This window comes from Polaromonas sp. AER18D-145, from assembly GCF_002379095.1.
Classification (GTDB): Bacteria; Pseudomonadota; Gammaproteobacteria; order Burkholderiales; family Burkholderiaceae_C; genus Polaromonas.
Map to the genome: position 1 here is coordinate 1 of NZ_NBZV01000049.1, position 11273 is coordinate 11273.

The 11273-nt window shown below is 63.0% G+C and carries 9 protein-coding genes and 1 pseudogene; 1 reads left to right on the forward strand and 9 read right to left on the reverse strand.

Annotated elements, in window-relative coordinates:
* Positions 1-3: 3 nt before the first annotated feature.
* The gene (locus tag B7G52_RS19320; protein ID WP_096699161.1) at positions 4-930 is read right to left on the reverse strand and encodes a DUF3034 family protein; all 927 of its coding nucleotides are present in this window, start codon (positions 928-930) and stop codon (positions 4-6) included.
* 172 nt (positions 931-1102) lie between these two features.
* On the opposite strand from B7G52_RS19320, the gene B7G52_RS19325 reads away from it, so the two are divergent.
* Positions 1103-1534, forward strand: a complete 432-nt coding sequence (locus tag B7G52_RS19325) for a cytochrome c family protein (protein WP_240523535.1) — start codon at positions 1103-1105, stop codon at positions 1532-1534.
* A 24-nt stretch (positions 1535-1558) separates the two neighbouring features.
* Here B7G52_RS19325 and B7G52_RS19330 read toward each other — a convergent pair whose 3' ends face one another.
* The 8 genes and pseudogenes from B7G52_RS19330 to argH all read right to left on the reverse strand — a co-directional run bounded on the left by B7G52_RS19330 (position 1559) and on the right by argH (position 11048).
* Positions 1559-2761 carry a DNA polymerase IV gene (locus tag B7G52_RS19330; RefSeq protein WP_096699202.1) on the reverse strand — a complete coding sequence of 401 codons (1203 nt, stop codon included), beginning with the start codon at positions 2759-2761 and terminating at the stop codon, positions 1559-1561.
* Positions 2762-3165: 404 nt separating this feature from the next.
* On the reverse strand, positions 3166-4191 hold the full coding sequence (locus tag B7G52_RS19335) for a tripartite tricarboxylate transporter substrate binding protein (protein ID WP_240523536.1): 1026 nt from the start codon (positions 4189-4191) through the stop codon (positions 3166-3168).
* A complete protein-coding gene (locus B7G52_RS19340; RefSeq protein WP_096699163.1) occupies positions 4188-4565 on the reverse strand; it encodes a chorismate mutase in 378 nt (125 codons plus the stop codon). Before B7G52_RS19340 ends, B7G52_RS19335 begins: the two co-directional genes overlap by 4 nt.
* Before the next feature lie 169 nt (positions 4566-4734).
* Positions 4735-5889 carry an alpha-hydroxy acid oxidase gene (locus B7G52_RS19345; protein WP_096699164.1) on the reverse strand — a complete coding sequence of 385 codons (1155 nt, stop codon included), beginning with the start codon at positions 5887-5889 and terminating at the stop codon, positions 4735-4737.
* A 150-nt stretch (positions 5890-6039) separates the two neighbouring features.
* A pseudogene (locus B7G52_RS19350) lies at positions 6040-6750 on the reverse strand (penicillin-binding protein 1C); the annotation flags it as partial.
* Positions 6751-7095: 345 nt separating this feature from the next.
* On the reverse strand, positions 7096-8013 hold the full coding sequence (locus B7G52_RS19355; protein WP_096699168.1) for a XamI family restriction endonuclease: 918 nt from the start codon (positions 8011-8013) through the stop codon (positions 7096-7098).
* Positions 8010-9590: an N-6 DNA methylase gene (locus tag B7G52_RS19360; protein WP_240523537.1), complete on the reverse strand. Its 1581-nt coding sequence runs from the start codon at positions 9588-9590 to the stop codon at positions 8010-8012. Before B7G52_RS19360 ends, B7G52_RS19355 begins: the two co-directional genes overlap by 4 nt.
* Before the next feature lie 48 nt (positions 9591-9638).
* Entirely contained in the window at positions 9639-11048 is a 1410-nt protein-coding gene (argH, locus tag B7G52_RS19365) for an argininosuccinate lyase (RefSeq protein ID WP_096699172.1), read from the reverse strand.
* Between the last annotated feature and the right edge of the window lie 225 nt (positions 11049-11273).

Genomic DNA, 11273 nt, shown 5'->3' on the forward strand with positions numbered 1-11273 from the left:
GGTTCAGAAAGCCAGCTGGGCCGACAGGTAGTAGCCGGTTTGCTTGCGGCTGGCGGTGGTGGCCGGAACAATCACGCCCAGGTCCACATAGGCCAGCGTCACGGAAACGTTCTTGTTCGGTGCCCAGGCGATGAAGATGTCTTTCCAGTCTTCCGAACGCAGGCCATTGCCCAGGCCGGCCGCGCGTCCGGCGGTTTCCAGCTTGTTTCGCATGAAACGGTATTCGGCGCCTACAGCGATGTTTTTGGTGAGCAGGTAGGCCACCGAGAACTCCGGCTGCAGGCTGTACTTGTTCTCCTTGCCGCCCAGGGTGGCGCCGTAGCCGAGCAGACCGTTTTGGTTGGCCTTGGTGGCGCGCAGCGTGCCGTTGACCAGCAGGCTCTGGCCCAGGAACAGCTTGGTGGCGCTCACATACAGGTCCACCCCTTCGCGTTTGGCGCCCAGCGCCCTGAGCGTGCCGTCCAACCCGGTCGAGCCGAGCGTTTTGTACTGCACACCGACCGCCACTTGCGGCATCAGGGTGTCGGCGTCGAGCACGGCATCGCCGAGCACGCGCACCTTGGCGCCCACGATGGTCTGTTTCAGGTGCAGGCCGGGCAGGCCCAGCGCGGTACCGGTGTTGCGGGTGTTGAAGTCCTGCTGGGCGACCGACAGTTCATAACGGTCGTGGATGCCGATGGCCGCGCCGACGATGTTCAGGCCGTAGTCTTTGGTGCCGGCCGTGGTGACAAAGGCCGAGCCGCCGATTTCGCCTTCGGTGGCATTGCTGCCAATCACGGCCCACGGGGTCAGGCCGCCGCCGGCCGCGCCGTCAACGCTGCTGACGCCGCCGGTCAGCAGCAGCTTGCCGGTGTCGGCATGGGCGCTCAGGCTGGCGCCGGCGCAGAGGATCGCCGCACAGGCGGCCAGCAGGGAGGGGGCGAATGTCATGGTCAGAGCTCCTGGGGCGGCACATGGCCGCGGGGTTGAAAAAAGATGTAATCAGTTGTACGCAGTAGGGATACGGCACTGCCGGCGCGCTGGATTCAACTATTTCCGGGTTTCGTTTGAAGGGGTGCCGAATCCGGCTGACCGTCCCTTGCGTAATTCCGACATGAACTTCATGCATGCAAGCTTGTTGATGCGGCCGGGCCGGCTTCGGACCTGCCTGGCGGGCGCAGCCGTCACGTTGCTGCTGGCCGGGCCGGCGCTGGCGCAAGGCGGCGCGATCCCGCGTGAATGGCGCACGCCGCCGCCCGGCGACGCGGTGCGTGGCCAGGCGCTGTACCAGGCACGTTGCACGGCTTGCCACGCGGTGGACAGCAACCAGGTGGGACCGGCGCACCGCGGCGTGATGGGCCGCCGCGTGGGCAGCCTCCAGGGCTACCGGTACTCGGACGAACTGGCGCAGTCGCGCCTGCGCTGGACGCCGCAGACACTCAACACCTGGCTGCAGGACCCGGAAGAGCTGGTGGCCGGCCAGCGCATGGGCTTTCAGGTGGACGACGCGCAGGAGCGCGCCGACCTGATTGCCTGGCTGGCGACCTTGAAATGAGGCGTGCCGGCAGCGGCAGCCGGCTTAGAACAGCTGGTCGGTTGCTATTGATTCAGTAGCTGCTTGCGCCCGTCTCGATTGGGCTAGATCCCGATTTTGCTCATAAACCGGCGCTTCGCCGGCTTTCACCAGCGTGGCGGCACGCACGCCCAGCAGGCGCAGCCGTTTGTCCAGCGGCACCCGCTTCAGGCACAGGCCCGCCGTTTTGCGGATGGTGGGGCCGTCGGCGGTGTAGAAGTCGGCCGTCTGGTCGCGCGTCGCAATCTTGAAATCGTCGTAACGCAGCTTGATGCCTATGGTTTTGGCCACGTAACCCTTGCGTTGCAGGTCGTCAGCCAGTTTCTCGCAGAGGCTGGTGAAGATGGCGCCCAGCTCTGCCCGGTCGCGCACCGCATGCAGGTCGCGTTCAAACGTGGTTTCGCGGCTGATAGACACCGGCTCGCTTTCGGTGACCACCGGCCGCGCATCGCGGCCCCAGGCGGCTTCATGCATCCAGGCGCCGGTGGCCTTGCCGAAATGCCGGATCAGGAAGGCCGGTTCCTGGGCGGCCAGCTCGCCGATGGTGTGGATGGCCAGTGCCGCCAGTTTTTCGCCGGCCTTGGGGCCGATGCCGTTGATCTTGCGCACATGGAGCGGCCAGATTTTTTCCTGCAGGTCGGCTTCGTAAACAACCGAGATGCCCTTGGGCTTGTTGAACTCGCTGGCCATCTTGGCGAGCAGCTTGTTGGGCGCCACGCCGACCGAACAGGTCAGGCCGGTTTTTTCGAAAATCTCTTTCTGGATCAGGCGCGCCAGCACACGCCCGCCCTCGCGCTGGCCGCCGGGCACGTCGGTGAAGTCGATGTAGACCTCGTCGACGCCGCGGTCCTCCATCAGCGGCGCGATGTCGGTGATGGTGCTCTTGAACAGCCGCGAGTACTTGCGCACCTCGTCAAAATCCACCGGCAGCACGATGGCCTGCGGGCACAGCTTGGCGGCCTTCATCATGCCCATGGCCGAGCCCACGCCGAACTGGCGCGCGGCATAGGTCGCGGTGGTGATGACGCCGCGCCCCACATAGTCCTTGAGCAGCGGGAATTGGGCGACCGGGATGAAGCGCAGCGCGCGTTCGCCCTGCGCGGCCATCAGCGCTTCGTCCACCTTGCGCCGGCCGCCGCCTATGACCACCGGCAGGCCCTTGAGCTGCGGGTAACGCAGCAGCTCGATGGACGCAAAAAAGGCATCCATGTCGAGGTGCGCAATGCGGCGGATCCTCGGCGGGCTGGAAGGGGGAGGGACACTCACCCGGCAAGCATAACGTTGAACAGCGTTGCCCGCAGTTCCTGCCAGCCAGGGCGGTCGTCCCCCGGGAATGCCAGCGTCGACGCCGAAATAAATGCCGGCCTGGTTGTCCAGCTGCGCCAGCGCCGCATCGACCTGCGCCAAGCTGGCCGCGCTGCGCTGGACGCGCAGGCCGATCATGCTGACTCTAGTACTGCAGTCGGAAAATATCGAAACATGAAAGCGCGCCTTCGCACCCATGGCGGCGTTGCAACCCTTGCGAAGGCGCACAGCCTTCGCTGCGGCTTGCGCCTTGCCCTGGGCAGGAATCCATCACTTTCATCTTGCTTCGCTACTTCCGGATTGCCATACTACTCGACGGAGATGCCGGTGCGTTTGATGATGGGGGTCATCACGCGCAATTCCTGCTGCATGAACTTCTGCAGGTCCTGCTCGGAACCGCCGATGGGTTCCATGTACTGGGCGTGGAGTTTTTCCTTGACCTCGGGCATCGCGAGGACGGCGTTGATTTCCTGGTTCATGCGCCGGACGATGTCGGTCGGCGTGCTGGCCGGGGCCATCACGGCCATCCAGGCAAGGTTTTCGATCTCGGGCAGGCCGGCTTCCTTCATGGTCGGGATGTCGGGCATGAGCTGGCTGCGTTTGGCGGTGGACACGGCCAAGGCGCGCATCTTGCCGGCCTTGACCTGGGGGATCACCGCCACCGCGGGCACGCAGGCAAACTGCACGTCGCCCTGCAGGATGGCCAGGATGGACAGCGGCGAGGAGGCGTACGGAATGTGGACCGCGAAGGTGTCGGTCTTGACCTTGAGCAGCTCCACGCCGAGCTGCGACAGGCTGCCCACCCCGGTCGATGAAAAGTTGAACTTGCCGGGGTTTTTCTTCATGGCATCGACCAGCTCCTTGAGCGTGGTGATGCCCGAGTCGGCGCGCACCGCACACACATTGGCCTGGCCGCCGGCCAGCACCACCGGACGCAGCTCGGTGAACGGGTCATAAGGCAGCTTCTTGTAAAGCACGGTGTTGTACACCAGCGGGCCGTTGGTGCTGATGACGAAGTTGTAGCCGTCGCCCGCCGCTTTGGCCACGGCGCCGGTGCCGTTGTTGCCGCCGGCGCCGGCGCGGTTTTCGATGATCACCGGCTGGCCCAGGCGCGGCGAGAGCTTTTCGGCCATGATGCGCGCGATCACATCCGGTGACGAGCCCGCGCCGTAAGGCACCACGATGCGCACCGGCTTGTTCGGCCAGGCCTGTCCTGAGCCTGTCGAAGCGGCCTGGGCCATGGCGCCTGCCGTGGCAAGTGCCACCGTGGCCGCCACGGTGCAGCGGGCCAGCAGGCGGGTCAGCGGAAAACGGGCGGTGGTGCGGGTGTTCATGGGGTGATCAGTTCCGTGTCGTGAAAAAAGGTGCCCTCGCCGGCGATGTAGCCGGCGACGAGGGTGCGGTAGGTGGACTCCATGATATCGGGCAGTCCGGGGAAATCGGCTTCATGGCGCGCGGCGAGGGCCCGCACGCGCGCGAAGACCTCGGCCTGGCGCGCCGGCGCGGCCACCTGGAAGGCGTCGCGCTTGAAACGGGTGGCGTCACGCACACACAGCGCGCGTTGCGCGAGCAGTTCGACGATCTGCTCATCGAGCGTGTCGATGCGCTCGCGCAGCGCGGCCAGTGTCGGGGCAACCTCGACATAGTCCGGGTCCTTGAAGCGGCGCACCGGGGGCGTGTGGGTGGTGGGTTCCTGGGGAGAAGTCATGGCGTGAGGTGGTCGGGATGGCGGCAGAAAATTGATAAGCAAGCTTATTGATTCGGCCTTGTGTTGTCATCGGGGCATTCCCCAACAGGACCGCGCCGACGCGCCGGGTACGGTTGGCCGCTTCCCCGTTTCCCCGCTTCCCCCGGCATGGTTTGAAACGCTGCCCGGTTCAGGTCGGGAAAGTGCCCGGCAGCAGGATGGACTTGTCCACCGTCTCGATGTTGGTGTGGCCGCAAAACGCCATCGTCAAATCAAGCTCGCGGTGGATGATCTGCAGCGCCTTGGTCACGCCTTCCTCCCCCATGGCGCCCAGGCCGTACAGGAAGGAGCGGCCGATGTAGGTGCCCTTGGCGCCCAGCGCCCGCGCCTTGAGCACGTCCTGGCCGCTGCGGATGCCGCCGTCCATGTGGACCTCGATCTGGCTGCCGACCGCATCAACGATGTGCGGCAGGGCGCGAATCGACGACTCCGCGCCGTCGAGCTGGCGCCCGCCATGGTTGGACACGATCAGCGCGTCGGCGCCGGAGTTGACCGCGAGTTTGGCGTCTTCCACGTCCTGGATGCCCTTGAGGATCAGCTTGCCGCCCCAGCGTTTCTTGATCCATTCCACGTCGCCCCAGTTGAGTCCGGGATCGAACTGTTTGGCCGTCCACTCCGAGAGGGAGCCCATGTTTTCGACGCCCTTGACATGGCCGACGATGTTGCCGAAGCCGTGGCGTTTGGTGCCCAGCATGCCCAGGCCCCAGCGCGGCTTGGTCATCAGGTTCAGGATGGTGGCCAGTGTCGGTTTGGGCGGCGCACTCAGGCCGTTCTTGAGGTCCTTGTGGCGCTGGCCGAGGATCTGCAGGTCCAGCGTGAGCACCAGCGCCGAGCAGTTGGCGGCCTTGGCGCGGTCGATCAGGCGCTCGATGAAGTCGCGGTCCTTCATCACGTAGAGCTGGAACCAGAAGGGGTGGCGATCGGTCCCGGCCGCCACGTCCTCGATGGAGCAGATGCTCATGGTCGAGAGCGTGAACGGAATGCCGAACTTTTTCGCCGCACGTGCGCCCAGGATCTCGCCGTCGGCATGCTGCATGCCGGTCAGGCCGGTCGGCGCAATCGCCACCGGCATGGCCACGTTCTGGCCAATCATCTGCGTGGCCGTGCTGCGGTTTTCCATGTTGACCGCCACGCGCTGGCGCAGCTTGATGGACTGGAAGTCGCTTTCATTGGCGCGGTAGGTGCTTTCGGTCCACGAGCCGGAGTCGGCGTAGTCGTAGAACATGCGGGGCACGCGTTTTTTCGCCAGAACGCGCAGGTCTTCGATGGTGGTGATCACGGGCATGGAGTCTCCAGACAACAGATTTTTTTTGGGAAGCTGCCGCCATGGTAGCGCCGGTGCTTGCGCTGCTGCGTGAATTCTGGTCCTGCGGCTTTGAAATTATTGACACGCAGCTTGCGCAGGCATGGGGCCCGGGGGGGAATGCCGGTGGCACTATCGGGCAGGCGAAGGGGAACGGATACCTGCACCACGCACTTCCAGGCGAATCTCGTCCAGTACCTTGCCGCCGGCATCGACCAGTTGCACCACATGCCGGCCCGGCCAGGGCAACCACTGCGCTTGTGCGCCGCGTGCAAACGGCTTGCCGTCCATCAGCCAGCGCAGCTCCCGGCCCTGGGTGCTGAAGCTCACGCGTTGACGGTTGGGCGGAATGTCGGGGTCCAGCGCGATGATGGTGCCGTTGGTGGGGGCGGTGATGCGGGCTGCGACAGATGCCGTGCTGCCTGAATTTTTCAAGCATTTTTGGCCTCCAGCCATTGTCCTGTCTGCGCCGGTAGCTCCTGAATCAATAGCAAACAGGGATTGTTCGGTGCCCCGAACAAACCATTCGCTGCGCGCCGCCTCGATCGGCGTGCCCGCTGCATCGGCAAATGTCACCTGTCTTTGCACCACGCCAGCCGGTGACGCCGGGGCGCGGCTGGGCTCGGTGCGATGCAGGTAATTCATCAGTGCCGCCCAGACCGGTGCGGCGCCGCTGGTGCCGCTGACGTCCCACATGGGCGCACCGCTGGCGTTGCCTACCCAGACGCCCACGGTGTAGCGCTGCGAGAAGCCCAGCGCCCAGTTGTCGCGCATGTCCTTGCTGGTGCCGGTTTTCACCGCGGTCCAGAAACGGGTGGCCAGAAGGCTGTCCGTCCCGAAGGTGCCATCGGGGAGTTTCGGTTGCAACGACATCTTCAAACCACCGCGGCCTGGCAACACATCGGCCGGCGGGTTCACGTCCAGTGTGAAGCTGCCATTGACCAGCGCTGGCGTGGCCTGTTGCACTGTCAAGGGCATGTCCGGAATGATGCGCTGACGCGCCTTCAGGCGATCGCATGCGCTGCTCGCCTTGTCCTTCGCTTCAATCCGCCACAGGATGGCCTCTCGCCTGTCTGCCTTAACAAAACAGTTGGGTATCGGACGACATTCCTAGCAAGGCAGACCGGAGTTTGCCTTTATGTCGGATTGCCCGACCGATTCATTTGTCCTGGTACGAACCGCACAGATTCAACGGGTCGAGTCTATGAATTCGGTGAGCTTCGACAAGTCATGTGACCAAAACAGCGAGAGGCCGCGCGATTGCGCCTGTTCGAGATTAAGTACTTTAAAAACGCCTGAAAGCATGGCAGCAGGAACAACCTGCGCAGTACCAAACTGCTTGAGCCAATAGTCTGCCTTGACCGCTGCGTCGTTGTTGAGCCGCTTGACGCTGTTGGTCGCGCTGTTGGACACTTTGCATTCAATAGCCATCAGCCGGGTGTCGTGTAACCGGACCACGACATCAGCCTTTCGATCGCCAAGCTGGCATTCCGCGCAGAACTGCATGGTTTGCGGTCCCTTGACCAGGGTGTGAATGGCTGCGGTGGGCACTTCGTCAAAACCCATGTCGCGCAAATAATTCTTTACCCGCGTTTCCTGACCTTCCTTGCCATCGTGACGACGCTCGGTGGCCAGCCTTTGTGCGGCCAGCAGAACCGCTGATGCTGTCAGGGCAGTCTGGCGTTGCTGTTCGGTCGGACTTGCACCGCTGGCAACCCAGGGGAAACGAAACGGATCGATGATGCGTTCAATGACCTCATACACTTTGCGCAACTCGTCGGGTCGCTTCTTCAGCATACCTGGTGCCAGCGACGCCACATCCGCAATCACGCGAAGATCATCGTCCGAGACTGGTGGACCGGCCAGATAACGCAGCGCTTCACCCAGTCTGGCGTCATACACGTCAGCGAGTTGCCCGTCTGTCAGAGCGCCGGAACCGAGATTTCCGAGTTTTTCGAACAGCAAACTGAATTTTTCATAAGCTGCGTTGTACTGCGCCGCCCAGGCATCGGAATTGCCCAGCCGATCAGATCGAAAGGCGTTCGCGGACAACGCGGCGTCCTGCGCCAGTTCAGCAAGTGTCCATCTGCGCGGCGTCCCGCTCATGCCGTTAACGTTCCGAGCTGCGGGATGCGCAAACGCTCAATTTCCTTGGGCTCGAACTTGGTTAACCCACCCGAGTAGGTGCGACCGCTGTCGGTGCTGACGTTCTTGTTGAGCCAGGCAACCAATGTCGCGAGATCAACGGACGACAGCTGTTGTCGCGGGTACAAACCGTGTGCGATGTTGATGTGTCGTGCGCCACACGTATTGAGCGTGAATTGTGGCGCACGACGGGCCATATAGGTACAAAGGATGGGCGCGGGATCTTTCAATCCGACGGACCACCACGCTTTGCGGTGCTGGGCTGTGTAACTCTGATCGGCGCCTTGAGTTCGCGCCCATGCCAGAAAAGCGTTGATCTGATGCTGATCCTGCTGATCAAACCGCTCCAGATCGGCGGGAATATCGATGACCCGTCGCAGGGCTTTTGCACAACCGAGTTGGTCGCCCGCTTCGATCAGGTCTTTTGCTTTGGTGACGGTGGCGATCTTGATGCTTTCTGGCAGCTTTTCAGCAGTTTTCCCGGCGATCCAGATGTTGTTGGCGCCCGTGACCTGTCCCCTGTGCACCCGGAACAACTCTCCCAATTCAATTTCACCACTCTGATGCGTTGTCGTCGGTCGAACGATGATGGACCAGCGCTTTTCATTCAGGAAGCGATCACGCGCAACGTCCTGGCCTTTGCTCAGGCCATTGAGTGAAGCCAAGGAGGGGACGGCCCGGACCCGCATGGGTGCTTGCGTTTCCCCCACCCGAAAACAGGTGATGGCGGCCGTGCTGGCGGTACCCGGGAAGGCTTGCACAGTCGGTGCAAGCACATGCAAGGCCAAGCCCCCTAATTCGTCGATCAGCAAGCGCCGCAAGGCGGACCCATAGTTCACATCCAGCCATTCTGACGACGTAATGAATGCGCCAAGGTCGCCTTCCTTCGCGAGCAGCCGCGTTTGCAGGAAAAAATGCAGATGAAGTCCGGCCAGGCCACTGGCCTTGATCCCAAATTCTGCAAAACGCGCGGCGTACCAGTTCTTCCATGCCTCGCCGATGTCGTGATGGCGAACGTAGGGGGGATTCCCGATAAACGCAGTAGTGCCCTCGAAAGCGGGCAGCGTGACATTCCGGTAGTCCTCCACCCGCACGGTGGCTCTGCGAGACCAGCCATGAACTTGAAGATTTGCGCGCAGCATCAAAGCCGCCAGTGCGTCCATCTCAACACCCACAAGCTCGGCGTCCGGGAATCTCTTTCCCGCAGCCAGGATGAATCGTCCAGACCCGGCCCCGGGGTCCACGATGCGGCCGGGCGTAGCTTGGGACGATAACCAGGACATCATCGACTCAACGATGGCAGCAGGTGTATAGACAGCACCGTCCGAGCGTCTCTGCAGTGAGGATCGCAAACGCAGGAAGGCCTCTCCCAATGGGTCTCCACCAGCAAGAATGGCTTTTCTTGCCGCCGCCAACTCGCTTGGCGTGATGGTGAGGTGCTGGCTGGCTTCGACAAGCGTACGTTCAGCGTCGGAGATAGAACCCAAGTCGCCGATCAGGGCGCAACTCATGGCAATCAGCATTGATTCGGTCTGCACGGGCGCTCCATTGATGGGAGTTTGAGAATACTGGTTATATTAACAGTATCACTGCAAGCGCGCCCGGTGCCGCGCAACTTGCGCCCGCACCTGTGCCGGCGCCGTGCCGCCCAGGGTGTTGCGCGCATTCAACGAGCCGCGCAGGCTCAGCACGTCATACACGTCTTTCTCGATCTTCGGGTTGAACTGCTGCAGCACCGCCAGTGGCAGCTCCGACAAATCCACTGCGTGGGAAATGGCGGCTTTCACCGCGTGGGCCACGGCCTCATGCGCATCGCGGAAGGGCAGGCCCTTCTTGACCATGTAGTCGGCCAGGTCGGTGGCGGTGGCGTAACCCTTGAGTGCGGCGCGCTCCATGGCCTCGGGCTTGACGGTGATGCCGCCCACCATCTCGGCAAAGATGCGCAGCGTGTCCTTCAGCGTGTCGACGGTGTCGAACAGCGGTTCCTTGTCTTCCTGGTTGTCCTTGTTGTAGGCCAGCGGCTGGCCTTTCATCAGGGTGATCAGGCCCATCAGGTGGCCAACCACGCGGCCGGTCTTGCCGCGTGCGAGTTCGGGCACGTCGGGGTTTTTTTTCTGCGGCATGATGGACGAGCCGGTGGTGAAACGGTCGGCGATCTCGATGAAGCCGAAGTTCTGGCTCATCCACAAAATCAGCTCCTCGCTCATGCGGCTGATGTGCACCATGGCCAGCGAGGCGGCGGCGGTGAATTCAATCGCAAAGTCGCGGTCACTGACCGCGTCCAGGCTGTTCTGGCAGACCTGCGGTTGGCCCTGGGCATCGACCATGCCCAGGGTTCTGGCGACACGTTCGCGGTCCAGCGGGTAGCTGGTGCCGGCCAGTGCGGCGGCGCCCAGCGGCAGGCGGTTCACGCGTTTGCGCACGTCCTGCAGGCGTTCGGCGTCGCGCGCAAACATTTCCACGTAGGCCAGCATGTGGTGGCCGAAACTGACCGGCTGCGCCACCTGCAGGTGCGTGAAGCCGGGCAGGATGACCTCGACGTTTTTCTCGGCGATGTCGACCAGCGCCTTTTGCAGATCGGTCAGCAGCGCATCGATCAGGTCGATTTCGCCGCGCAGCCACAGGCGCACATCGGTGGCGACCTGGTCGTTGCGGGAGCGGCCGGTGTGCAGGCGTTTGCCGGCGTCGCCGACGAGTTGGGTCAGGCGCGCCTCGATGTTCAGGTGCACGTCTTCCAGGTCCAGCTTCCAGTCAAAGGCGCCGGATTCGATTTCAGCGCGGATTTGCGCCATGCCCTGCTGGATGGCCGCATGGTCGGCGGCGCCCAGGATTTTTTGTGCCGCCAGCATCTCGGCGTGCGCCAGCGAGCCGGTGAGGTCGGCCTGCCACAGGCGCTTGTCAAAAAACACGCTGGCGGTGTAACGCTTGACCAGGTCGCTCATGGGTTCGGAGAACAGGGCGGACCAGGCTTGGGACTTTTTGTCGAGTTGGCTCACGGGAGGCTTTCTGTGGAGGACCGTCTGGCGGCGGCGATGGCGTGTCGCGGCGACAACATTATTGGGGGAAGTACGGGTTTGACGCCGGTTTTAAGCGGGTTGCCGGTGCAATACTAGGGCCTGCTCACACTATTTATACAAATGCGAACGTGGTTAAAACAGCGCCAATCTAGGCGCGCGACGACGCTCAGCCTGGGCGGCTGGGCTAGGAGTGCAACGACGAGT